This is a genomic window from Paramicrobacterium fandaimingii (genome assembly GCF_011751745.2).
Classification (GTDB): domain Bacteria; phylum Actinomycetota; class Actinomycetes; order Actinomycetales; family Microbacteriaceae; genus Paramicrobacterium; species Paramicrobacterium fandaimingii.
The window spans coordinates 1,369,278-1,393,612 of the sequence record NZ_CP061170.1; the positions used below are offsets into that span (position 1 = coordinate 1,369,278).

At 64.3% G+C, this 24,335-nt stretch carries 17 protein-coding genes and 1 tRNA gene; 13 read left to right on the top strand and 5 right to left on the bottom strand.

Annotated elements, in window-relative coordinates; genetic code table 11:
- Nucleotides 1-26 precede the first annotated feature (26 nt).
- Complete coding sequence (locus HCR84_RS06645; protein ID WP_166983334.1) at nt 27-734, top strand: ferritin-like fold-containing protein; 708 nt, start codon at nt 27-29, stop codon at nt 732-734.
- A 27-nt stretch (nt 735-761) separates the two neighbouring features.
- On the opposite strand, the gene HCR84_RS06650 is transcribed toward HCR84_RS06645, so the two are convergent.
- Nucleotides 762-1,049, bottom strand: coding sequence for a hypothetical protein (locus tag HCR84_RS06650; RefSeq protein WP_166983335.1), 288 nt, complete (start codon nt 1,047-1,049; stop codon nt 762-764).
- A gap of 9 nt (nt 1,050-1,058) precedes the next feature.
- Complete coding sequence (locus HCR84_RS06655; RefSeq protein ID WP_166983336.1) at nt 1,059-1,283, bottom strand: DUF3107 domain-containing protein; 225 nt, start codon at nt 1,281-1,283, stop codon at nt 1,059-1,061.
- A gap of 132 nt (nt 1,284-1,415) precedes the next feature.
- Here HCR84_RS06655 and HCR84_RS06660 point away from each other — a divergent pair, with 132 nt between their 5' ends.
- Both HCR84_RS06660 and HCR84_RS06665 read left to right on the top strand, forming a co-directional pair.
- Nucleotides 1,416-4,562, top strand: a complete 3,147-nt coding sequence (locus tag HCR84_RS06660; RefSeq protein ID WP_166983337.1) for an ATP-dependent DNA helicase — start codon at nt 1,416-1,418, stop codon at nt 4,560-4,562.
- Nucleotides 4,559-7,750, top strand: coding sequence for an ATP-dependent DNA helicase (locus HCR84_RS06665; protein ID WP_166983338.1), 3,192 nt, complete (start codon nt 4,559-4,561; stop codon nt 7,748-7,750). Before HCR84_RS06660 ends, HCR84_RS06665 begins: the two co-directional genes overlap by 4 nt.
- On the opposite strand, the gene HCR84_RS06670 is transcribed toward HCR84_RS06665, so the two are convergent.
- Complete coding sequence (locus HCR84_RS06670) at nt 7,690-8,910, bottom strand: phosphotransferase (protein WP_166983339.1); 1,221 nt, start codon at nt 8,908-8,910, stop codon at nt 7,690-7,692. The two genes, HCR84_RS06665 and HCR84_RS06670, sit on opposite strands and share 61 nt — an antisense overlap.
- A gap of 69 nt (nt 8,911-8,979) precedes the next feature.
- Between HCR84_RS06670 and nudC the strand changes: the two genes are divergently transcribed.
- Nucleotides 8,980-9,873 (top strand): NAD(+) diphosphatase, encoded by an 894-nt coding sequence (gene nudC / locus HCR84_RS06675; RefSeq protein ID WP_166983340.1) that lies wholly within the window; start codon nt 8,980-8,982, stop codon nt 9,871-9,873.
- Complete coding sequence (locus HCR84_RS06680) at nt 9,855-11,597, top strand: ATP-dependent helicase (protein WP_244972581.1); 1,743 nt, start codon at nt 9,855-9,857, stop codon at nt 11,595-11,597. Before nudC ends, HCR84_RS06680 begins: the two co-directional genes overlap by 19 nt.
- Nucleotides 11,598-12,328: 731 nt before the next feature.
- On the opposite strand, the gene HCR84_RS06685 is transcribed toward HCR84_RS06680, so the two are convergent.
- Entirely contained in the window at nt 12,329-13,747 is a 1,419-nt protein-coding gene (locus HCR84_RS06685; protein ID WP_434063556.1) for a zinc-dependent metalloprotease, read from the bottom strand.
- Nucleotides 13,748-13,870: 123 nt separating this feature from the next.
- Here HCR84_RS06685 and HCR84_RS06690 point away from each other — a divergent pair, with 123 nt between their 5' ends.
- From HCR84_RS06690 to HCR84_RS06720, 7 genes are all read left to right on the top strand, one after another.
- Nucleotides 13,871-15,025 (top strand): YlbL family protein, encoded by a 1,155-nt coding sequence (locus HCR84_RS06690; protein WP_235940815.1) that lies wholly within the window; start codon nt 13,871-13,873, stop codon nt 15,023-15,025.
- Nucleotides 15,026-15,105: 80 nt separating this feature from the next.
- The gene (locus HCR84_RS06695) at nt 15,106-18,018 is read left to right on the top strand and encodes a UPF0182 family membrane protein (RefSeq protein WP_166983342.1); all 2,913 of its coding nucleotides are present in this window, start codon (nt 15,106-15,108) and stop codon (nt 18,016-18,018) included.
- 141 nt (nt 18,019-18,159) lie between these two features.
- A tRNA-Met gene (locus tag HCR84_RS06700) sits at nt 18,160-18,236 on the top strand.
- Between the two features lie 103 nt (nt 18,237-18,339).
- Complete coding sequence (locus tag HCR84_RS06705) at nt 18,340-19,137, top strand: SDR family oxidoreductase (RefSeq protein ID WP_235940816.1); 798 nt, start codon at nt 18,340-18,342, stop codon at nt 19,135-19,137.
- Between the two features lie 72 nt (nt 19,138-19,209).
- Nucleotides 19,210-19,857 carry a TetR/AcrR family transcriptional regulator gene (locus HCR84_RS06710; protein ID WP_166983343.1) on the top strand — a complete coding sequence of 216 codons (648 nt, stop codon included), beginning with the start codon at nt 19,210-19,212 and terminating at the stop codon, nt 19,855-19,857.
- A 28-nt stretch (nt 19,858-19,885) separates the two neighbouring features.
- The gene (locus HCR84_RS06715) at nt 19,886-20,389 is read left to right on the top strand and encodes a mycothiol transferase (protein WP_166983344.1); all 504 of its coding nucleotides are present in this window, start codon (nt 19,886-19,888) and stop codon (nt 20,387-20,389) included.
- A gap of 42 nt (nt 20,390-20,431) precedes the next feature.
- Nucleotides 20,432-21,253 (top strand): carbon-nitrogen hydrolase family protein, encoded by an 822-nt coding sequence (locus HCR84_RS06720; RefSeq protein ID WP_166983345.1) that lies wholly within the window; start codon nt 20,432-20,434, stop codon nt 21,251-21,253.
- Nucleotides 21,254-21,268: 15 nt separating this feature from the next.
- Here the strand turns inward: HCR84_RS06720 and HCR84_RS06725 are convergent, their stop codons facing one another.
- Nucleotides 21,269-22,465, bottom strand: coding sequence for an aminotransferase class I/II-fold pyridoxal phosphate-dependent enzyme (locus HCR84_RS06725; protein ID WP_166983346.1), 1,197 nt, complete (start codon nt 22,463-22,465; stop codon nt 21,269-21,271).
- A 221-nt stretch (nt 22,466-22,686) separates the two neighbouring features.
- Between HCR84_RS06725 and HCR84_RS06730 the strand changes: the two genes are divergently transcribed.
- The gene (locus HCR84_RS06730) at nt 22,687-24,306 is read left to right on the top strand and encodes a S1C family serine protease (RefSeq protein WP_166983347.1); all 1,620 of its coding nucleotides are present in this window, start codon (nt 22,687-22,689) and stop codon (nt 24,304-24,306) included.
- Nucleotides 24,307-24,335 lie beyond the last annotated feature (29 nt).

The window sequence follows — 24,335 nt, forward strand, 5'->3', positions numbered from 1 at the left end:
CAGTGAGCATCACGTAAGCTGGGCGGGTGCAATTCGGGTTCAAGAGACGACGCTCGTCAGGGGAGCAGCCACGCCTGCGCGGGCGCGGCGAGACGTCGGCCGTTCGTGTGGAGTTCACCGACCTTCACCCAGACACGAGTACGTATCTCGGGCAGGCGGCCTACCTTCAGCTGAGCGTGTTCGAGATGCTGTCGACACTCAGCGCGGCAATGGACGATCTCACGTTTTCGCCCGGCGTCGCCGAGGCTGCCACTGTCGCGCTGCGCAAGCACACCTCGTTGACTGACGAGATTCGCCGACGGGAGGAAGACCCCGCAACGGCGATGGCGCAGCCGAAAGACTCGGTGAGGCGTCTCAGGGAAGAGACAGACGGTGGCTCGATTGAACAGCGGGTTCTGTCCGTCTACGTGACCGCCGGGTTCCTCGATGACCTGTTTCTCGGCTTGGCGTCGAGCCTTCCCTCCGACATCTCGAAGCGCGTCACCGCGATTCTCGCGGAAGACAATCGCCGCGATGTCCTGCGCCAGTACCTGCAGTCTCGCATTCAGTCGACTCCGGAGATCTCATCGATGCTCGCCCTGTGGGGGCGCCGCCTCGTCGGCGACACGCTGCTTCTCGCGCACACGATCGTGCCAAACGAGAACGGCGCGAACGAAGAGCGAGTGGAGCCCGTCTTCACCGAGCTGATCGCCGCGCACACACGGCGAATGGACTCTCTCGGCCTCACGGCATAGAGACTCAGTCGGCAGAGAAGCGCGAACTCAGGCGCCGAGATGTTCCAGCATTGCGGTGTCACGCGAGTTTCGCAGTGAGCCGATCAGCAGATCGAGGCACACCGAGATGACAACGCTTGCGCCGATGGAGACCACCCAGATCCACCCGCCGTCCCATGCCCAGCCGAGCCACGTCAGGCCAAGCCAGACGACGGCCGAGGCAATGGTGCCGATCGCGGGAACGAGCATGCTCCCGTGCTGCGGGCGCCACGGCAGAACGTACCGCACGGCGAGACCGGCGGCGACGCCGAAGAGCATGACGAAAAGCAGTTCCATGCTGAAAGCCTATGCGACGAAGCCGATGCGGCGGGACTCTTCATTGCCAAGCTCAACGTAGGCGACGCCCTCGGTGGGAATCACGTAGACGTTGCCCTTGTCGTCAGCGAGCTCGAAGAACGGTGCCTTGTCGCTGAGCGCGGTGCCGATCGTCTTCTTGACGTCGTCGATTGCCGAGTCTGTCGAGAAGTTGATCTCACGGGGGCTGTTGGTGATTCCGATGCGAATGTCCACGTGTGTCCCTTTCTTCGTGCTACACGCTCAACACTACGGCACCGCAGCGACCGCCGAAGACCGCGCGATACAGCCGACAGCGAACAGCTTCGCGCCCCGCCGCTGTCGGTGCGGGACGGTACCGTGTTCACTGTGACGCAGACGATTTTCGCCCCGCTCTCCGACGGTGACAAGCATCCGGATGCTCCCGCGCTCGACGCGTCGCAGCGCGCCGTCGTCGAGGCACCCTCTGGCAGACACTACGCCGTTGCCGGGGCACCGGGAAGCGGCAAGACGACAACGCTCATCGAGGTGATCGCCGACCGTGTGCAGAACCGCGGGATCGCGCCAGATGAGGTGCTCGCCATCGTGCCGTCGCGGCTTGCGGCGAATCGCTTGCGCGATGCTCTCGCGCTGCGTATCGGCGTGCCGACGAGCGGTCCGCTCGCTCGCACGGTCAACAGCGCCGCTTTTCAGATCGTCCAGCGCTCAATGCCCACAGGGTCCGAGCCGGCTCGACTGCTGACCGGAGCTGAGCAAGATCACATCCTCGCCGAGATCCTCCAGGGGCACGTGCTCGATGGAACGGGCCCCGTCTGGCCGGCGAGCCTTGGCGATGACGTCCGTGCTCTGCAGGGTTTTCGAACCGAGCTGCGCGAACTCATGATGCGCTGCGTCGAGAATGGAACGAGCACCGCAGAGCTTCGCGCCCATGCGGCGGCTCACGAACGACCCGAGTGGTCTGCAGCCGCCGATGTGATCGACGAGTACGGCGTCGTCGTCGACAGTTACGCATCGGCATTCCGCGACTCGTCTGAGCTTCTCGCCGAAGCCGTGCAGCTCGTCTCGGAGGGGAGCGCAATCGGCGGGCTGCGGCTCGTCGTCGTCGACGACCTTCAGGAGTTCGGGCCCGGAATGTCTCGGTTGCTTCGCGCCTTCGCCTCGCGGGGCGTCGACGTCATTGCCTTCGGCGACCCTGACGTCGCCGTGTCGACATTTCGCGGTTCAGACGTCGGTGCCCTCGCGCGACTGGGGGAGCGTCTCGGTGCCCCTGTCACCGACCACACTCTCGCGACGGTTCATCGGGGCACCCGCAGCATTCGGGAGCTCGTCAGCGGCATCGCCGAACGCATCGGCGCAGCGGGCGGAGTCGAGCACCGTCGCGCCGCTGCCGCGGCAGACGACGGCACGGACGAGCCGCCCGTCGTACGAATCGAGGCGACATCGCCCGCAGCCGAATACCGGCAGATTGCGCGCGTGCTGCGCGAGCACAGGCTGTTTCGCGACGTCCCGTGGTCGCGCATGTCGGTCATCGTACGCTCGGGGGCGCTCGTGCCCGCCGTATCGAAGGCGCTCGCGCTTGCCGAGGTGCCGACGAAGACGCCCATCGGTGCGCTGAGCATTCGCGATGCCTACGCGTCACGACAGCTTCTCGACGCGGCTTCGCTCGCGATCGGCTATGCGGAGCCCACCGTCGAACTCGTCGAGTCGTTGGCGACAGGCCCCGTGTGCGGCGTCGACACGGTTGCGCTTCGTCGGCTGAAGCGGGAGCTGCGCAACGAAGACATCGCCGGAGGCGGAACCTCGACTCCCGCGGAGTTGATCGTTCAGGCGTTCGGGCACCCGAACGGGTTTGCAACGATCGACAGCGCGTCTGCCCGGCGCGCCGGGCGTTTCGCCGCCGCGCTCGATTCCGCACGGCAATGCGCCGCTGGGGGCGGGAGCATCGAGGAAGTGCTGTGGACCATCTGGACGGCGAGTGGACGTGCCGAGAGCTGGGGCGCTCAGGCGCTCGGCACGGGGCTCGCCGCCGACGAGGCGAATCGACACCTGGATGCTGTCATGGCGCTGTTCACCGCGGCAAAGCGCTTTGTCGAACGCTCTCCGGAGAACCCGGCAGAGGGCTTTCTCGACGAGGTGTTCTCCGCCGACGTTCCCGAAGACTCCCTGACGCCGCAGGCGGCGTACGACGCCGTGTGGGTGGGAACGCCGAACTCCGCTGTCGCAACTGAGGTTGACGTTGTTGTCGTCGCCCACGTGCAAGAGGGAGCATGGCCGAACCCGCAGATACGTGGCTCATTGCTGTACCCACAGCTGCTGAGCTCGGTTCTCGCTGGACTTCCCGTCGGCGACCTCGACCCGCGCGCCGACGTGCTTGCAGACGAGCTGCGCATGTTCGCTTTGTCCGTTTCTCGTGCATCGACGCAGGTCGTCGTGAGCGCGAGCGCCAACGACGACGAGCAGCCAAGTGTGTTCTTTCGGTTTCGCCCGATCGCGCAAGCGCCCGTGCGTGACGCCAGAGAGGGTCAGCACCCGTTCACGCTCAGAGGGCTCACCGGTCGGCTTCGGCGCGTGGCGACGCACGGTGCGCATGCCGACGATCGCGCTCACGCGGCATCCGCCCTCGCACGGCTTGCGCAGAACAGCGTCGACGGAGCCGAACCCAGCCAGTGGTACGGCATGCTCGAGCCGTCGAGCACCGACCCACTTGTCGATCTCGGCGATGCCGACGCACACGTGCGCGTCTCGCCGTCGAAGCTCGAGACCTTCGAGAAGTCGCCGCTCGTGTGGTTTATCGACACGATGGCGGCGAGCCCCTCTGGCGTCATCGCCGGAATGGGAACAGTCATCCATTCGGCGATGGAGAACGCCGGGGCGCTGCCTGAGCCCGAGCAAACAGACGAGAGGCTCGGCACGCAGGCGCTGTGGGCCGATGTCGAGGGGCGATGGAAAGAACTGCGTTTCGATGCCCCCTGGATCGCCGACGCGCACATGCGTCGTGCCCGCGACCTCGTCGCCGCGCTCTCCGAGTACCTTCTCGACGCCAAACGGGAGGGCAAGACGGTTGTCAGCGCGGAGGGTCGCTTTGAGGTAGAGGTTGATCATGCGCGGCTCAGCGGCATCGTCGACCGCGTCGAGCGATTGCCGGACGGCCGCGTCGTCGTCGTCGATCTGAAGACAGGGCGTACGATTCCGCGCGCGGCAGATATTGCGACGAACGCTCAGTTGAGCGCCTATCAGCTGGCTCTCGCGCGCGGTGCAATCGGCGGTGCGGAGGGCGCGGCAAGCGGGGGAGCCGCGCTGCTTTTCGTCTCGAGCGCCGTGAACGGGCGACGCTATCGCATCATGGCTCAGGATGCCGCTGACAGTGACGCGGAGGCCGCATTCGTCGAACGCCTCCTCGCCGTGGGAGAGGGAATGGCGGCGAGCACCTTTCCCGGCGCTGTCGATCTCGATGAGCGCGACCCGGCATCGGCGTTCACGTATCGCATCCATCTGATCGCGGGAGTATCGGAATGAGCACACTCAGCGCACGTGAGATTGCACAACGGCTCGGGTTGCCACGTCCGACAGACGAGCAGGTCGTCGTCATCGAGGCGCCGCTCGAACCTGCCCTCGTCGTCGCCGGCGCCGGAAGCGGCAAGACCGAGACGATGGCCAACCGGATCGTCTGGCTGCTCGCGAACGAGTACATCTCCGTCTCGCAGGTGCTAGGGCTCACGTTCACGCGCAAGGCCGCAGGTGAGCTGGCCACCCGCGTGCGTGAGCGGATCGCACAGCTTCGGGGAAGCGACGGCCGCGACGACGATGTCCTTGAAGCGCCAACGATCTCAACGTACAACGCCTTCGCCGCCGCGCTCTTTCGTGAGTACGGCCGTCTCATCGGGCGCGAGCCCGACGTGACAGTCATCAGCGCGGCATCCGCATGGTCGCTCGCCCGCGACATTGTTGTGTCGAGTGACGATGAGCGGCTTGCCGACATCGACAAGAGCGTCGACACCATCACAACAGCCGTTGTGAGGGTCGCTCAGGCCCTGAGCGACAACGACGCGCTCGAGAGCATCCACGACATCGGCGTGCTCTGCGACGAGTTCACCGCCCTCGCCGATCTGCCGATCAACGACGAGACGAGTCGCAAGCGCAAACCAGATGACACGCTGATGGCGGCGTGCAGCGATGTCGCCGCGCTTCCCGTGCTGCTTGAGCACGCGCGTCGCTTTCACGACGAGAAGCGTGCTCGGGGGTTCATCGAGTTCAGCGACCAGGTGGCGCTCGCACTGCAGATCACTCGAACGATCGAGCGTGTTCCCGACGAGTACCGCGACCGCTTTCGCATCGTGATTCTTGATGAGTACCAAGACACCTCCGTCGTGCAGACCGAACTGCTGTCGAGGCTGTTCGCCGGTCACGGAGTGATGGCGGTGGGCGACCCGAACCAGTCGATCTACGGATGGAGAGGAGCGAGCGCCTCCAACCTTGCGCGCTTCAGCTCCGACTTCGGGGGTACGCGAGGGTTCTCGCTGTCAACGAGTTGGCGCAATGCCGCGTCGCTTCTCGATGCGGCGAATGCGCTCGTCGCCGAGCTGCCCACTCTGCGCGATGCTCCAGTGACCACCCTGACGCCGTCGCCGTTCGCCTCGCGCGGAACCGTGCAGATTCGGTATCCAGAGACGATTGTCGATGAGGCAGACCAGGTCGCGTCGTGGCTTGCCGAACAGCTGCGGCAGCCTGGGCGTTCGGCAGCATTGCTCTGCCGCTCGCTGAAGACAATTCGGCCATTCACCGAGGCTCTGGAACGCCACGACGTTCCGTACCACGTGCTCGGGCTCGCCGGTCTGCTTGAACAGCCTGTCGTCGTCGACCTGATCTGCGCACTGCGCGTTCTCGACGATCCGACAGCCGGGTCTGAGCTCATCAGACTGCTCACCGGAGCTCGGTGGCGCGTCGGGCCGAAGGACATCGCCGGGTTGAGGCACACGGCGCGATGGCTCGCCGATCGTGATCTGCATCAGCAGCGTGTGCCAGAAGAGACGCGGCGACTGCTGCGAGAATCGGTGGCCGATGACGACAGCGCGTCTCTCGTCGACGCCCTCGATTTTCTCGTCACGGCCCCCGACTCCCACCGGGCGCTCGAGAAGATCGGCGAGAGCGGTCGTGAGCGAATGCGTTCGTGCGGTGAGCTGATCGCGCGTCTTCGCCGGCGCTCCGGGCTGGCCCTTGCCGACCTCGTGAGTCTCGTTGTGCAGGAGCTTCGCCTCGACATCGAGGTGGCGGCGAACGCCGCGAATCCGCTGGGCCGTTCGAGTCTCGAGTCTTTCTCCGACCAGATCTCGGCGTATCTCGCCGTCGACGAGCGCGGCGCACTTGGACCGTTCCTTGCGTGGCTTGCCGAAGCAGAGAAGCGCGAAAACCTCAGCCCACGCACCGAAGACCCCGAACCGGGAACCGTGCAGATTCTCACAATCCACGGTGCAAAGGGCTTGGAATGGGACAGCGTCGCCGTTCCTCGGCTCGTTGACGGCGAGCTGCCGTCGAAGGCACGCAACAGACGCGGGTGGATGTCATTCGGCGAGCTGCCCTATGCGTTCAGAGGCGACCGTTTCGACCTTCCGGAGCTCGCCTGGAGGTCGGCGCAGAATCAGCAGGATTTCATTCGCGCGAACGCCGACTTCGCCGAGGCGATCGAGAGGCGAGGCGCGCAGGAGCAGCGTCGACTTGCCTATGTTGCCGTCACACGCGCCCGCGATGCTTTGCTTGCCACCGGATCGTTCTGGGCGACGCAAAAGCGACAGCGTGGTCCGGGCGCGTTCCTCGCAGAGATTCTGCGTGCAGTTCCCTCGGCGAGCGAGGGCCTGCCCGCGGCATCCGACCTCGACGAGAATCCGCTCGCGATCGAGGTGGAGCCCCTGCCCTGGCCGCGCGATCCGCTCGGCGCGCGTCGGGCTGTCGTTCTCGAGGCAGCGCGAGCGGTGACCGAGGCAGACGCCGCAGTTCCGACCCGGTGGGACGATGAGATCTCCCTGCTGCTCGCAGAGAGGCAACGCAGACTGAGCACGGCGTCCAGCGTTGCACTGCCTCAGCGCGTCCCTGCCTCGCGCTTCAAAGACTTCGTGGCAGATCCGGATGCCGTGGCCACAGCGCTGCGACGGCCGATGCCGGAGCGGCCATACAGGCAGACACGGCTGGGTACGCTCTTTCATTCGTGGGTGGAGGAGCGCTCCGGCCTCTATGGCTCCGTCGAAACCCTCGACTCGGATCTGTTCGACACAGACCTCGAGGTCGAGGCCGGAGGGACACTGCTGCCGGCAGAGCGAGCCGAACTCGACACCCTTGACACCCTCAAGACAATCTTCGAGGCATCAGAATGGGGCGACAAGAAGCCCATCGATGTGGAGCGTGAGATCAACTTCGTACTCGCCGACCAGATCATCATCTGCAAGCTCGATGCTGTGTACCGCACGGAGCAGGGCTACCAGATCGTCGATTGGAAGACGGGGAAGCCGCCGCGCACGGCCGGGGAACTCGCAGATCGCCAGCTGCAGCTTGCGCTCTACCGGGCGGCCTATGCGCAAGCGGAAGGGGTCGACCCAAACACCATCGATGCTGTTCTCTATTACGTCGCCGACGACCTGATCGTGCGCCCTGATCACGTCTCGTCTGAGGAGGAGCTGCGGTCGCTGTGGCTGTCGTCGCTCTCACGCAGCTGAGAGAGATCGATGGGGCCCGTCGCCTGCTCATCCGGCGCAAGCGGCGACGCGTCGTCAGCCTTCGCCTCGTCTCCTGCCTTCGCTAGCTCGCGCTCAAATTCATCGGGGTCGAAGCTATCGGTGTCCAGGGAAATCGCCGATGCCCCCGCAACGGCAGAGGTCTCGGGGGTGTTCTTCAACATCTCCTGCACGTCGGCAACCGTCATGACGGGCCCGGGGGAAGACGACAGCGGAGACATGAGGTTGCCGAGAACGCTGTCAACGAGTCCATCGAGCATCGCGACTGCATCGTCGATGACGGTCTGGTCGTGCAGATCCTTGCCGTGCAGCAGCCAGCGAGCGAGCTCGAGCTCTGCATAGAGCATCGAGCGCTGCCGGATCATTGCGTCTGGCGTGCGAACACTCGCAGCGACGTATGCGGCAAAGACACTCTCCGCAGCTTCGCCTGCGGCAGAGAGCCAGTGCAGGTCCCGCGCCGGATCGGCGACCCGCAGTGACCCCCACCCGATCATCCCGGAGACGATGGGGCCCGCTTCGTGATCGGTGATGAGAAAGGAATCCGCGGCGACGGAACCGCCGATGACCGTCGGCTGAAAGCGCCACAGCGCGTCGTCTGCCGCGGCATCCGCCCACCGCTTTCGCACGGCAGCGGGTAGCAATTTCGTCGCTGCCGCGCGCTCAATCACGTTTCGTGCTTCGTCTCTGCTGTCCGTTGAACTCTGCACGGGCAGGCCCGACTCAGAGACGAACGATCCGGGCAGTGCATGAATTGCGGCGAGAGCTCCGCCCATCGAACTGGCGACGCCGTCCCCTGGAGGAATCTCCTCTGCCTCGACCTGGTAGCCGGGAAGAAAATCATAGACGACGGCGCGCGTCTCGCCCGTTGGCGCCTGACCGAGCACGCGATGAACGTCGAACGGAAGTCGACTGCGAATGCCGTCACTCATCGCCTGCAGCACGAGGAGTTCGCGTGACTGATCGGTCTCAGACTGCTGATTCGCCGGAACGCGAACCACGTAGCGTGTGTCATCGTCGGCGAGCAGCATCGCCGAGTCGAACGCTCCGTTCTCGCGGTGCCCGAGCTCGCCGCTGCCGATGAACGCCGTGCCTGGGAGGGCCGACGCCGCGACCGCCGCTAGAGTGAGAGGAGACCTGGCCATGGCATCTAGGTTAGGTCGTGAACCTCGTCGTGACCCGTGCGCCACGCCCGTTCAACCGTGAGGAGTCCGATGACAGCCCTCGGCAGCCTTCCGCTGTCGCGTACAGCATTCGATCGCGATGGAAATGCCCGAACCCAGCCCGGGTTTCTCGACGGCATCCGCACCGATGCACGAACACGGGCTGTTCTCGTGCGCGGACGCGACGTCGCCGTCGACGGTGAGAACCTCGACCTGCGGCTCTGCTCACAGCGCGAGAACACAGAGCAGATGGTGTACCTCGGCACCACCGTGGCTGACGAGAATGGCGTTGCGACGGGCACGCCCGTCGTCGCCGTGAGAGCGGACGACGCCGACGCGAACTGGGCTCCGCTGCGTCAGATCGCAGCAACGCTGAGCGAGCGCGATGCGGGTCTTGCCGCAAGTTCCGTCGCCGTGCTCGGGTGGCACGAAGCATCCGGATTCTGCTCTCGGTGCGGCGCCGCGACGATTGTCGATCACGCGGGCTGGATGCGCCGCTGCCCGTCGTGCGAAACGGAACACTTTCCGCGCACCGACCCGGCAGTGATCGTTCGTGTGACGGATGCCGAGGATCGCCTGCTTCTCGGATCGAACTCCGCGTGGGAGGCCGGGCGCTACTCGCTTTTCGCCGGATTCGTTGAGGCGGGCGAATCGCTCGAGGCCGCGGTGATTCGCGAGGTGCACGAAGAGGCTGGTGTTCGGGTGACGCAGCCTCGGTATCTGGGATCGCAGCCCTGGCCTTTTCCCCGATCGCTCATGCTGGGTTACTCAGCGCAGCTCGAGAGCGATCAGGATGCCCGTGACACCGTGCCCGACGGCGATGAGATTCTCGACGTGCGCCGGTTTACCCGCGCCGAGCTCGCAGACGAGACGAGTGGCGTTCTGCTGCCGGGGCGCTCGTCGATCGCGCACGCCATCATCGAGCAGTGGCTGGTGCGCGAGTGACGCGGAGCCTGCTTGCCGATCTCGACGACGACCAAAGAGTCGTTGCCGAGACGCTGCGCGGACCCGTGTGCGTGCTCGCCGGAGCGGGCACGGGAAAGACACGCGCGATCACCCATCGCATTGCGCACGGCGTGGCCACGGGAACGTACGCCGCGAACCGGCTGCTTGCGCTTACCTTCACGAACAGGGCGGCTGCCGAGCTTCGCGGTCGTCTGCGCCATCTTGGCGCGGGAAACGTGCCGGCGAAGACATTTCACTCCGCGGCGCTCAGCCAACTCGGCTACTTCTGGCCGCAGGTGGTCGGCGGCGATATGCCGCGGCTCGTTGAGGGCAAAGCCCGTATTCTCGGCCACGCCGCAGAAAAGCTGAAGCTCGGCGTCGACACCGCAACCCTGCGTGACCTTGCTGCCGAAGTGGAGTGGCGCAAGGTGTCTGGTCGAAGCATCGAGCAGTACGCGGACGCTGGGCGTCCGCTGCCCGGGCGCCTGGATATCGAGCAGACCGTCGCGATGCTTCAGACATACGAAGACCTCAAGGACGAGCGGCGTCTGATCGATTTTGAAGATGTGCTGCTGTCGTGCGCCGGCATGCTGGAGCAGGAGCCGCGTGTCGCCATGCAGGTGCGCGAGCAGTACCGCTTCTTCGTCGTTGACGAGTACCAAGACGTCTCACCGCTTCAGCAGCAGCTGCTTGACCTGTGGCTCGGCGATCGCCGAGAGCTCTGCGTCGTCGGCGACGCGAGCCAGACGATCTTCTCGTTCGCGGGTGCGAGCTCGACATTTCTGCTGGGCTTCGGCGCCCGCTACGACGGGGCGAATGTGGTGCGGCTCGAGCGCAATTACCGTTCGAGCCAGCCGATCGTCACGACGGCGAACCGCCTCATGCGTGAGCGGCCGGGAGCGCTGACGTTGAAGGCTGCAGGGGCATCGGGCGACGAGCCAGCTCTCGACCCAGACCTCGTGAGGTATCACAACGATATGGCGGAAGCGCGCGGCATTGCGCAGTCGATCCTGGTGCGCATTGAGGCCGGGGCTCGACCGGAGGACATTGCGGTGCTGTATCGCGTGAACGCGCAGGCCGCCGTGCTCGAGACCGCGCTGGGCGACGTCGGCGTGAGCTATCACGTTCGCGGGTCGACGCGCTTCTTTGATCGCCCGGAGGTCAAGCGCGCAATACTCGCGCTGCGAGGGGCATCCGTTTCAGTGTCGGATGAGCCGCTCTTCAAATCGGTGAGCGACGTGCTGCGTTCGCTCGGCTGGAGTCAGATTCCCCCCGAGGGCCAGGGTGCCGTGCGTTCGGCGTGGGAACTGCTCAATGCGCTCATGGGACTTGTCGACCAGGCGCCCCCAGGCACAACGTTTCGAGAGTTCACCGACGATCTGCTTGAACGCCAGGCGGGGCAGCATGAGCCGACGATGCAGGCGGTCACCCTCGCGACACTGCATTCGGCAAAGGGCCTCGAGTGGGACGAGGTGTATCTGCCCGGACTCTCTGAAGGACTCATCCCGATCAGCTATGCGCGAAGCTTCGATCAGATCGATGAGGAGCGTCGGCTTCTCTACGTCGGCATCACGCGAGCGCGCCGACGCCTCACGATCACCTGGTCTGAAGAGGGCCAGCGTCGTCCTCGCGAGCGGTCGAGGTTTCTTCAAGAGATCGGCATCCGCAATCCGGATGCTGTCGGTGCACGTCCACCCGCTGCGGGGCGGAGGGCGACACCGTAATGCTCACGGCGGTCGATGACCGTCGGCCCTCGCGGTCGAACTCGTGAAGCATCCGGGTGGCGACAGCGGCGATGTCGCGGGCAAACGCGCCGCGATCGAGGTGAGACGAGACACCGAGCAGCTGGGATTCGATTGCCGTCCAGGCCGGGTCATTGTCGACTCGCTCGCGGTCGATGCAATGCAGGCATGGCCCCTCACCTCCGATGATGAGCGGCCCGACGCGGGCTTCGGCATCGGAGATGACGACGGGCAGATGAGGAACGTCGCGGCTCAGCCATCGCACGGACAGCGCCGGGTCGATCACGAAGTGAGAGACGATAACGGCGACGTCGGGAATCTCGTCGTCGTCTGCCGTGTCGACGTCACGCGCGATGTTCGTCGCGGTTTCGCCCGTTCCCTCGATCAGCACGCGCAATGGCGTGTGGGCGACGCGCGGAGCGCGGAGAGCGGGGGAGAGCACGGCGAGAAACGCGTCGACGTCGTCCTCGGTCAGGCCCTGATGCTCCCCGAGCACGCTCAGCGCGTGGCGGGGCACACCGCGGCGCACGGCGTAGAGCAGATGCTCAAGCGCCGGCGACAGCTCGGCGACGACGCGAACATCGTCGATGCCGAGCTGAACTGTCGTGGGGGAGCGCCACACGAGCGGAAAGCGTGGGTCGAGCTGGATAACCATGCTCGATATAGTGCCTCAGTCGGCATCCCTCACGCAGCGGTTATCCACAGGCGACTCGTCAGGGAACGGCGGGAGGGTCGTCTGGCGACGTGTCTGTGTCGGTCTTCTTCCCCGTGTCGCCGGTGTCGCCGGATTCTGCTCCGCCCGAGGCCGCATCGTCTTCGGCACGCAGAAGATCTTCGAGAGCCATGTCGAACTCATCGGGCTCGGGTGCTTCGCCGCGTTCGGCGGCCTCGAGTCGCGCGACGAGCGCAGCAGGGTCGTCGATGTCGGCCGAGGTGGGTACGAGGTCAGGATGCTGCCACAGGGAGTCCCGCGCGGCTGACCCGACGGCTTCTGTCACGGTTCGCCACATGGCCGCCGCCTCGCGCAGCCGGCGTGGTCGCAGCTCAAGCCCAACGAGGGTTGAGAACGCCTGTTCGGCTGGACCGCCCGTTGCGCGCCGGCGCCGCACCGTCTCGGCCACGGCGTGGGCCTTGGGCAGCCGCGTCGTCGCGTCTGCCGTGACAACATCGACCCAGCCCTCGATGAGCGCGAGCGTCGTCTCGAGACGCTCGAGCGCCGCGAGCTGCTCGTCGGTCTTCGGCGGAATGAGCGAGCCGTTCGTCATCGCCTCTCGCAGCTCTTCCGTGTTCGACGGGTCGAATCCCGACGCAAGCTCTTCGATGGCGTCGGTATCGATGCGAATGCCCTTGGCGAAAGCGGTGATCGACGAGATGACGTGCAGCCGCAGCCACCGCGCGTGGCGAAACAGGCGAGCGTGCGCGAGTTCGCGCACCGCGAGGTACAGCTGCACCTGGTCAGCGGGAATGTCGAGGCCCTCGCCGAACGCCGAGACGTTCTGCGGAATGAGCGCTGCCTCGTCGTTGAGAAGGGGAATGCCGATGTCTCCGCCCGAGACGACCTCGGTCGAGAGCTGCCCGACGACATGCCCAAGCTGCATGGCGAACATGGTGCCGCCGATGCCCTTGATCATGCGCGTCGCCTGCCCGATCATGTCTTGCAGCTGCTCGGGAGCCTGCTCTTTGAGCACTGTCGTGAGAGCGTGAGAAATGCTCGTTGCCACGGGCTCGGCCAGCTGCGTCCACAGCGGCATCGTCGCCTTCGACCATTCGGCGCGGCTCAGCGCGCGCGGCGACGTGGTGAGGGACGCAAACGATGTGACGTCGGCGAGCCAGAGCTCGGCGACGTGGAACGCCTGGTCAAGCTGCGATCGTTCGGCCGGCGTGATGCTGACGGCATCCTTTCGCCCGATCTCGACGGCCTGCTCTGTTGAGACGTTCCAGTTGATTTCGCCGTCTGGACTCTGCTGCATTGCGCGCTGAAACTGCATCATCATGGCCTGCAGCGACGCGGGGTCGCTGGGAAGCCCCGCGGCACCCGCGAGCTTGCTCGGATCCACTCCGGAATTGCCCGAGAGAATCTCCCGGATCATGTCCTGGAACTCGTCTTCGGGGTTCTTGTCCTCGTCTGGCACTTCAGCCACCTTTCAGCGAGAGACTGTGTTGTCGCTCTACGCTAGTGCCTGAAGCTTGAGGTTAGTCGTGGTCGCCGGTGGTATTCGTCCGCCCGTCGCGAACATCTTCGGAAAGGGAACCGCGTGACGCTGCCAGGCGATGATCGGATCGGCGCAGACGGCACCGACGTACCCGCTGTCGAACCCGAACCGGCGAGACCACGTCGCTCGAAGGCGACGACGACCGGCTGGTTCAGTCTCGCTGCATCGTTCGTGATTCTCGGTGTTCTCGCACTCTCGCCTTCGCCCTACGTCATTCAGCAGCCGGGACCAGTTTTCAACGTGCTCGGCGAGACGGAGCTTGACGACGAACCGGAGCCGCTCATTTCGATCAGCGGAACCGATACCTACGACGTGGGAAAGACCCTCGACATGCTCACGGTGAGTGTCGTCGGAAATCCCGAGCAGTCGCCCAATTGGTTTCAGATCGCCACAGCATGGTTCAACCCGAGCGAAGCCGTCGTGCCGATGTCTCTGTACTTCCCCGACGGCACGACAGCCGAAGAGCGTGACGCCCAGTCGCAGGTCATGATGGTGAATTCACAACAGGATGCCGTCGCCGCGGCGCTCACCGAACTCGACGTCGATTTCACATCGTCGCTCATCGTCGGCGACATCGTCGAGCATGCACCGGCAGACGGGGTTCTGAACGTCGGGGACGAGATCGTCGATGCAGGTGGAAAAGCCGTCTCAGATGTCGCCGGACTGCAAGACGTGATCGTCGAGCACGGGGGTGACAAACCGCTCACGTTGACCGTCGTTCGCGACGGCGAGAAGCTCGGCGTCGACGTGACACCAACCGAGGTCGAGTACTCAGACGGAACATCGGGCTTCGTGATCGGCGTTCAGACCACCGAGACCTACGAGTTTCCCTTCGACGTCTCCATCAAGCTCAACGATGTCGGGGGACCGAGTGCCGGCATGATGTTCGCACTCGGCATCGTCGATAAGCTCACGCCAGGACCGCTGCCCGGTGATGCATCCGTCGCCGGCACGGGAACGATCGATGCCGAGGGTCAGGTCGGCCCGATTGGCGGCATTCGTCAGAAGCTCTATGCCGCACGCGACGCGGGAGCCGAGTATTTTCTCGCCCCAGCCGATAACTGCGACGAGGTTGTCGGGCATGTTCCCGATGGACTCACGGTATTCAAAGTCGCAACGCTCGAAGACTCGCTCACAGTGCTGAACACGCTCGAAGGCGGCAGCGACACCGCGTCGCTGCCGACCTGTTCGCCCTGAGCACCTGCGCTGCACAGGCAAAGCATGGCGTTTATCCGTAGGATTGACAGTTAAACCCCCGACACTGAAAAGGCCAATCGATGTCATCTGCCACGGCACGTTCCTCGAATGCCGGTCGCAAGAAGCGCGCACCACTCGCCATCACACTCATCTCCGTCGGTGTGCTTGTCGTGCTCTTCTTCATTTTCGCGAACTTCTACTCAGACTTCCTCTGGTTCCAGCAGCTGGGCTATACCCAGGTGCTCACCACGCAGTGGGTCGCCACGATCGTCATGTTCCTCATCGGGTTCGTCGCGATGGCCGTTCCGGTGTGGGGTGCGCTGCAGCTGGCGTATCGGCTGCGACCCGTCTACGCGAAGCTGAATTCGCAGCTCGACCGTTACCAGGAGCTCGTCGAGCCGCTTCGCCGACTCGGCATGTGGGGCATTCCCGTGCTGCTCGGCCTGTTCGCCGGCTTCTCGGCCGCGACAAGCTGGGAGACCGTGTTGATGTGGCTCAATGCAACGCCAACGGGGCAGAGCGACCCTCAGTTTGGCCTCGACGTGTCGTTCTACCTCTTCCAACTGCCGTTCTTCCGTGAGATTCTCGCGTTCGCCTCGGCCGTTGTGCTTCTCTCGCTCATCTGCACGGCAGCGGTCACCTTCCTCTACGGTTCGATCCAACTCGTCGGTCGTGAGCTTCGCATCTCAAAGGCGGCGCGCATTCAGATCGCCGTGCTCGCCGGCGTCTACCTGCTCATTCAGGCGATCAGCGTCTGGGTCGACCAATACCTCACGCTGACAGAGACCGGCAGCCTCATCACAGGCGCCAGCTTCACCGACGTCAACGCGACGATCCCCACACGGGCGATTCTTGCGGGCATCGCTGCCTTTGTCGCGATCTTGTTCTTCGTCACCGCGTTTATCGGCCGCTGGCGTCTTCCGGTCATCGGCACGGCACTGCTTCTCGTCTCGGCGCTTCTCATCGGCAGCGCCTACCCGTGGGTTGTGCAGCGCTTCCAGGTGGAGCCGAACGAGCGCGCACTTGAGCAGCCGTACATCGAACGCAACATCGACATGACGCGCGACGCCTTCGGTGTCTCTGACGTCAAGGAGGTCTCCTACGACGCCACGACGGATGCCGAGCCGGGTGCACTCCGGTCGGACGCTGAGACGACAGCATCCATTCGCATCATCGACCCCGATCTCATCAGCGCGACGGTGACGCAGCTCGAGCGCTTCAAGACCTATTACCAGTTCTCGCCTGAGCTCGACGTCGACCGCTACACAATCGACGGTGAGGTACAGGATGCCGTCGTTGCTGTGCGCGAGATGAACCAGGAGGGCGTCAAGGACGACCTCAGCTGGGTAAACAGCTCGCTCGTGTACACGCACGGCTACGGTCTCGTTGCTGCGTACGGCAACCAGCGCTCCAGTGATGGTGAGCCCGTGTTCATGCAGTCGGGAATTCCCTCGACGGGCGTGCTTGGCGAGTTCGAGCCGCGCGTGTACTTCGGTGAGAACTCTCCGACGTACTCCATCGTCGGCGGCCCCAAGGGGGGAAGCGATGTCGAACTCGATTACCCGTCCGGCGAGTCGGGTGAGACGTACACGACGTTCTCCGGTGACGCTGGGCCCAAGCTCGACAACATCTTCAACAAGCTTGTCTATGCTCTCAAGTTCCAGTCAGAGCAGATCTTCCTCTCTGACAATGTGAACCCACAGTCGCAGATTCTGTATGACCGCAGCCCGCGCGAGCGCGTGCAGAAGGTCGCACCGTACCTGACGCTTGATTCCGATGCGTACCCCAGCGTCGTCGACGGGCGCATCGTGTGGATCATCGACGGCTACACGACGTCGAATTCGTTCCCGTATTCGAAGACGACGAGCCTCAGCTCGGCGATCTCGAACGAAGACGGAAATCAGTCATTCCTTCTCGACGACATCAACTACATGCGCAACTCGGTGAAGGCAACGGTTGACGCGTATGACGGTTCGGTGACGCTGTACTCGTGGGATGACAAGGACCCGATTCTGCAGACGTGGCAGAAGATCTTCCCATCGACGGTCAAGCCGATGTCGGAGATGGGCGGCGACCTCCTGTCGCACGTGCGGTACCCCGAAGATCTCTTCAAGGTGCAGCGTGATGTGCTTCAGCGCTACCACGTGACCGACCCGAACAAGTGGTACTCGGACTCCGACCTGTGGAAGACTCCGGCCGACCCGCAGGCGCAGGAGGGCAGCAGCGCTCTTCAGCCCCCGTACTACCTGTCGATGCAGATGCCCGGTGAGGATCACCCGGCGTACTCTCTGTACACGACGTTCATACCCGGCGGCGGTGGCGCGTCGAGCGTGCTTGCCGGTTATCTGTCGGCGAACTCGAACGCGGGCAACACGAAGGGCGAAGTCTCCGACGATTACGGAAAGCTGACGCTGCTCAGATTGCCGAAGGATACGACGGTGCCGGGCCCGGGCCAGGTGCAGAACTCGTTCAACTCGGACACGGCTGTATCGAACCTGATCAACATTCTGAAGCAGGGGCAGACCGAGGTGCTCAACGGTAACCTCCTGACGCTCCCTGTCGGTGGTGGTCTGCTCTACGTTCAGCCGGTGTACGTGCAGTCGACCGGTGAAACCAGCTACCCGCTGTTGCAGAAGGTGCTTGTTGCGTTCGGCGATAAGATCGCGTTCGAAGACACGCTTGACGAAGCGCTCGACAAACTGTTCGGCGGTGACTCTGGCGCCCAGGCTGGCGACCAAGCCGTCGCCGACGGCGAGAACGATACCGAGACGCCTCCGGATGACTCGGGTGACTCTGGCGACACGGGCGGCGATTCGGGCTCCACAACGCCCGACGTGCCCTCGTCAGACCTTGCCGATGTGCTCGCTGATGCACAGAAGGCGATGGAAGACAAGAAGGCCGCGATGGAGGCCGGAGACTGGACGGCATATGGCGAGGCAGACACGCGCCTCAATGAGGCCATCCAAAAGGCTCTCGAGCTGATCAACGGCTAAGCGCCTAGAATTGCACGGATGCTGCCGGTCGACGCTCTGCGCCGACCGGCAGCATCCGTTAACCGGATTCCCGACTCTGCCAGACAGAGGCCATCTCGATTTGGGGGAGCGTTAATGCTCTGGTAGAGTTATTTCTTGTGCCGCGGGGTGGAGCAGTTCGGTAGCTCGCTGGGCTCATAACCCAGAGGTCGTAGGTTCAAATCCTGCCCCCGCAACCAAAGACAATGGCCCCGACCTGGAATTTCATTCCAGGTCGGGGCCATTGTCGTTAGCCTTCTCCTGCCCGCGACCGCGGCGACAGCCCGTATCTCGAAAAAAGATATGAACGGTGCGTTCGTTTGTGTTATTGTTGCGTTCATTGGATATGAACGGAGTGATCATATGAGTATCTTTGAGGGCCGTGTCGCGGTGGTAACGGGCGGATCCGGCGGCATCGGTCGGACGATAGCCGAGCGTCTCGCCGCGGACGGAATGGCTGTGGCCGTGCACTACAGCGGTCGGCGTCAGCGCGCCGAAGACGTTGTCTCTGCGGTGACCGCCGGAGGTGGACGCGCGATCGCCGTCGGCGGAGACGTCGCAGATGAGCAGCAGATGGCCGCGATGTTCACGGAGGCGCACGACGCGTTCGGCGGCGTGGACGTGGTGGTCAACACCGCGGGGATCATGCCACTCGCGCCGCTGACGGAGATGGACTTGGAGACCTTTGACCGGATCGTGCGGACGAACCTGCGCGGAACGTTCGTCGTCAATCAGCTTGCCGCGCGCTCGCTGCGTGCCGGCGGTGCGATCGTGAATTTCTCGTCCTCAACCACTCGGCTCGCACCGCCAAACTATGCCGCTTACGCTGCGACCAAAGGAGCGGTGGAAGCCATGACCCTGATCCTGGCCCGAGAGTTGCGAGGCAGGGACATCACTGTCAACACGGTTGCGCCCGGCCCGGTCGCGACGTCGCTTTTCCTCGAGGGCAAGCCCCAGCAACTGATCGACACGATCGCGGCGGCCAACCCCATGGGCCGGCTCGGGCAACCGGACGACATCGCCGAAATTGTATCTTCACTTGCCGGTCGGGCCCGGTGGATCAACGGGCAGACTCTGTTCGTGAACGGAGGCGCCGCATGAGTCGCGCCCATGCCGCTGAGCGATCAGACGCCATCATCACGCTCGGGTCGCCGAGTTGCTGAGGATCACATCATGAGTACGAACCGACGCGTGTCTGACCCTGGAGCACGCCAAGGCCCCCGGCGGAGAGGTCGGGGGCGACGGCCTGCGAATGAGGTCCGTCGCGACGCGCTGGACGCCACAGCGAGGCTCCTGTTCGATCACGGGATGTCGGCGCTGAGCTACGAACGGGTCGCCGCCGAGGCCGCGGTCAGCAAGACAACCCTGCACAAGTGGTGGGCGTCCATCGGCGCCCTCGCTGCTGAGGCATACTTTGATCGCGTGGAGAATGACCTGAGGTTTCCCGACACCGGGGATATCACTGACGACGTGCGCAGTCAGCTCCATGCCTTCGTCACTTTGCTGACCACAGGCGAAGCGGGGCGGGTCACCGCCGAAATCATCGGCGCAGCTCAGAGTGACCCCACGCTGCAAGCGAGCTTCTCCGTCTCCTATTCACGCCCGCGCCGCGCCCTGGCCGTCGAGGCCTTCCGGCGCGCACAGCAACGCGGTCAGATCCGCCAGGATGTCGACCCCGACATGCTCGTCGACCAGCTCTGGGGCGCCTGCTACCATCGGCTCCTCATTCCCGACAAACCCCTTGACCTCGACTTCGCCGACGCCCTTGTCGCAAACGCGATCCGCGGTGCCCAAGAGCACCGCGGTCCGACCGGGCCCTGACCAGCGAGACGGGTGTACTGTAGCGGCCATGAACGCACGCGACATTCTCATTGAAGCAGCGAACCGCCCACGCCACGCAGCAGAACGTCTGCGTTCGACGCTTGGGCCTGACGTCTTGAACGGGCATCCTGGCGGCCACGACAATTCTGTTGCGTGGCTTCTCTGGCATACCGGGCGCGAGATCGATGTTCAGCTCGCAGGACTCTCCGGCGGCGACGAGGTGTGGAGTACGCGCGACTATGCACAGAGGACGGGTTTGGGGAGCGCTGGCGACGAGGTGGGCTTCGGCCATACGTCAGAGGAAGCTCGGGCCGTTCGCGTCGACGACGCGGAGGTGCTCTACGAGTATCTCTCCGAGACGACAGACGCTCTTCTCGCTTACCTGCGCACGCTCAGCGACGACGACCTCGGCGAGGTGATCGACGAGAACTGGAACCCGCCCGTGACCAGGGGAGCGCGGATCGTCAGCATCATCGACGATGCCGCGCAGCACATTGGCCAGGCTGGCTATGCTGCAGGTGCGCTCGCCTGACGACCACTACCGACTCGGCCAAACGAACCATATGCTGGCGGTATGACACTGCATGAACCGATCGGCGTTGCCGTCGCCCAGTTTGCGCCGACGCCCGACATTGACGCGAACCTGGCGACGATCCGCTCGTTCTCGGTCCGCGCGGCGGAGCGCGGAGCATCCGTCATTGTGTTTCCCGAGTACTCGAGCTACTTCGTGACCCCCATGGACGACTCGTTCGCCCGGCATGCTCAGAGCCTCGATGGTCCGTTCGTCCGATCGCTTGAGGCGCTCGCGAGTGAACTCGGCGTGCACATCGTCGCGGGTCTCGTCGAGACGACGGTTGATCCGCGTCGATTCGCCAATACCGCGGTGGCGGTTGGCCCTGAAGAAGAGACCGTCGCGGTGTACCGCAAGCAGCACCTCTACGACGCCTTCGGGCAGAAAGAGAGCGACTGGGTCGTCGCCGGCGAGCTCGACGAGCCGCAGACGTTCGAAGCCGGTGGCCTCCGGTTCGGGCTTCAAACGTGCTACGACCTGCGCTTCCCCGAGGTCACGCGGCGGATCGTCGACGCGGGCGCCGATGTTGTGCTCGTGCCCGCTGAGTGGGTGCGTGGGCCACTCAAGGAGCACCACTGGCGCACGCTTCTCACGGCGCGCGCGATCGAGAATACGGTGTACGTGGCCGGCGCCGACCATCCTCCGTCGATCGGCGCGGGAAATAGCATGGTTGTCGACCCGTCTGGGGTGCCGCTTGCCACACTCGGCACGCAGTCAGATGTTGCCGTCGCGTTCATCTCGCGTGCGGTGCTCACGGAGACACGCGCGGTCAACCCCTCGCTGCAGCTGCGCCGCTACGGAATCGTCGCTCGCACCGGAGAGTGAGCGAAACGACGCCGGTCAACGCCGGAGTCTGGCGAGCTGCGTGATGGCCTGCTCCAGTGTTTCTGTGCGCTTGCAGAACGCAAACCTCACAAGGGAGCGATACTTGGGGGCGTGCTTCCGCGTGACGAACGCGGAGATCGGCACGGCGATCACGCCGGCACGTTCGGGGAGAATGCGGCAGAACTCGACGGCGTCGTCGAAGCCGAGAGCAGCGGCATCGGCGACCGTGAAATAGGTGCCAGCCGACTCCGCAATGTCGAACCCCGCCGAGCGCAGTCCGTGATTCAGAAGAAGACGTTTGCGATCGAGATTTGTGGCCAGCTCCTCAAAGAACCGATCGTCACTTCGCAGCCCCGCGGCGATGGCAGGTTGAAATGGCGCGCCGTTTGAGTAGGAGAGGTATTGCTTGACGGTGAGAATCGCGTCGACGAGATCGGCGGATGCCGTCAGCCACCCGATCTTCCAACCCGTTGTGTTGAATGTCTTACCGCCAGACGAAATCGTCACCGTGCGGCTCCCTGCTCCAGGAACCGTTGCGATCGGTGTGTGGCGTTCGCCGAAGGTGAGGTGCTCATACACCTCATCGGTAACGATTATCGCTCCGTGCTTCTCGGCAAGCTGCACGATGAGCTCACGCGTCTCTGCGCTGAACACTGTCCCCGTCGGGTTGTGCGGGTCATTCACGATAATGAGTCGAGTTTTGTCGGTGACCGCGCGTGCGAGCTGATCCAGATCGGGTTCGAAGTGGGGCCAGGAGAGCGGAACCGTCGTGTGCACGCCGCCGGCCAACGAGATGAGGGCGCCGTATGCGTCGTAATAGGGCTCGAATGTGAGCACCTCGTCGCCCAGCTCGACTAACGCAAGAATCGTCGCGGCAAGGGCCTCTGTTGCGCCGGCCGTTGCGAGCACTTCCGATTCAGGGTCGACCTCAAGACCGTAGAACCTCTTTTGGTGCTCGCTCACCGCACTCCGAAGCTCGAGAATCCCCCGGCCGGGCGGGTACTGATTGGTGCCCGCCGCAATCGCCGCGCGTGCGGCCTCGAGCACATGCGCCGGGCCATCTTCGTCGGGGAAGCCCTGGCCGAGATTTATGGCGCCCGTGCGAGCCGCGAGGGCGGTCATCTCGGCAAATATCGTCTCGGCCATTGAGCCGTCTGCCGCCAGAAGTCCGGCTCCTGCCGCCGCTTTTCGCCATCCACCGTGATCACGCATGCACCTAGGCTATCCGCCACGGCGCACGCTGTCGGCTGCCGGTGCTCGCCAATCTCGGCACATCGGCAGGCTTCTTTCGGAGAATGGTCAGTCGCCTGCATTAGCCTGCGGATAGCACCTTCACAGGAGGGTCGCAGTTTTGACATAGCTCCGTCATAGGCGCAGCACGCGGGATCGATAGCTTCGAGTCGCACACTGGTGATGTCTGGAAGGAACTCAGCATGAACGACAACGATTCCAACACCCCAACGCCCCCCGAGTCCGGCGCTCCCGGAAGCGAGCAGGGCGCACCAGGTGAGCAGAATAGACCGCAGCCTGACGCGCAGAACGCCGGTGGCGAGGCCGTCTTTGATTCAAACGCGACGGGCGCCGCCGCGAACTCTGATCCCTTGCCTCCGAAGCCAGAGCTTCCCCACACATGGTCAGCTCCAGCCGCGGCATACACACCCCCTCAGGGTCAACCTCAGCCGCAGCATCCCGGTGCGGGCAACGCCAACGCGTTCGGCATGCCTCACCAGCAGCCGTACGGTCAGCAGTCGACCTTCGGAAACTACCCGGGCACGCCGCAGCCTGGCGCTGCGCCTCACGGCGCGCACGCGACGGGCACCATGCCGACACAGCAGAGCCCTGGCGCACCGCAGAAGCCCGCAAAGAAGAAGACAGGTACCCGGATGCTTGTTGCAGGCCTCGTCATCGGCGCACTCGTCGGCGGCGCATCCGGTGCCGGAACGTTCTCGATCATCGATAGCGCCCAGCAGGGCAACGAAGTGACAAACTCGTCTCCGAACTCGTCTGTGACGATAAACAACAACAAAGAAGTCACCGCGACGACGGCCATCGCCGCAAAGGCAGCACCGAGCGTTGTGACGATCTCCGTTCGCGGCACCCAGGCAGCCGGAAGCGGCTCCGGCATCGTGCTGAGCAAAGACGGGTATGTGCTGACCAACAACCACGTCGTCACTCTCGACGGCGAGTCGGCCGATGCCGATATTCAGGTGACAGACGACGCAGGCAATATCTACACGGCATCCGTCGTCGGAACCGACCCGGTCTACGATCTCGCAGTGATCAAGCTCAAGGATGCGTCGGACATGACGCCGATGACGTTCGGCGACTCATCGAATGTGAACGTCGGAGATGCGGCCGTCGCAATCGGTGCGCCGCTCGGTCTCAGCGGCACCGTCACTGATGGAATCGTCAGCGCGCTGAACCGCAGCATCACCGTCGCATCGTCGGCGGTTCCCGAAGACCCAGACAACGGCTCAGACAAAGATGCTCCGTTCACGTTCGGTCTTCCTGATCAGAAAGACGATGCATCAAACGGAGGGTACGTCTCACTCGCCGTCATCCAGACCGATGCAGCGATCAACCCCGGCAATTCGGGCGGCGCGCTCGTCGACGACAGCGGCGAGCTGATCGGCGTGAACGTCGCAATCGCGAGCGCTGGATCAAGCTCAGAGGGCGGCTCCCAGTCGGGGAGCATCGGCGTCGGCTTCGCGATTCCCTCCAACGTCGCGAAGCGCATCGCAGACGAGATCATCGAGACGGGAACGGCAACCCATGGGCTGCTCGGCGCCGCAGTCACCAACGCAGCGAGCGATCCGAACGCCTCGGTCGCCGGTGCCCTCATCAAGGACATCACAGCGGGTGGAGCTGCCGATGAGGCAGGCCTTCGCGCGGGTGATGTGGTGACGAAGTACGGTGACGTCTCGATCACCAGCGATTCTGACCTCGTCGCGCAGGTCAAGGCGAGCGCAGCAGGCAGCGACGTCGTGATCACCTACGTGAGAAACGGGAAGACATACACGGCGGATGCCACGTTGGGGAAACTGCCCGAATAGAATCTGAGTCGCAAGCGCCCGTGCTGAGA

Excerpts from the sequence above, each read along its gene's own strand:
- HCR84_RS06695 (WP_166983342.1), top strand. The coding sequence starts at position 15,106 with ATGTCATCTGCCACGGCACGTTCCTCGAATGCCGGTCGCAAGAAGCGC.
- HCR84_RS06720 (WP_166983345.1), top strand. The coding sequence starts at position 20,432 with ATGACACTGCATGAACCGATCGGCGTTGCCGTCGCCCAGTTTGCGCCG.
- HCR84_RS06710 (WP_166983343.1), top strand. The coding sequence starts at position 19,210 with ATGAGTACGAACCGACGCGTGTCTGACCCTGGAGCACGCCAAGGCCCC.
- HCR84_RS06670 (WP_166983339.1), bottom strand. The coding sequence starts at position 8,910 with ATGGCCAGGTCTCCTCTCACTCTAGCGGCGGTCGCGGCGTCGGCCCTC.
- nudC (WP_166983340.1), top strand. The coding sequence starts at position 8,980 with ATGACAGCCCTCGGCAGCCTTCCGCTGTCGCGTACAGCATTCGATCGC.
- HCR84_RS06650 (WP_166983335.1), bottom strand. The coding sequence starts at position 1,049 with ATGGAACTGCTTTTCGTCATGCTCTTCGGCGTCGCCGCCGGTCTCGCC.
- HCR84_RS06715 (WP_166983344.1), top strand. The coding sequence starts at position 19,886 with ATGAACGCACGCGACATTCTCATTGAAGCAGCGAACCGCCCACGCCAC.
- HCR84_RS06725 (WP_166983346.1), bottom strand. The coding sequence starts at position 22,465 with ATGCGTGATCACGGTGGATGGCGAAAAGCGGCGGCAGGAGCCGGACTT.
- HCR84_RS06705 (WP_235940816.1), top strand. The coding sequence starts at position 18,340 with ATGAACGGTGCGTTCGTTTGTGTTATTGTTGCGTTCATTGGATATGAA.
- HCR84_RS06730 (WP_166983347.1), top strand. The coding sequence starts at position 22,687 with ATGAACGACAACGATTCCAACACCCCAACGCCCCCCGAGTCCGGCGCT.
- HCR84_RS06665 (WP_166983338.1), top strand. The coding sequence starts at position 4,559 with ATGAGCACACTCAGCGCACGTGAGATTGCACAACGGCTCGGGTTGCCA.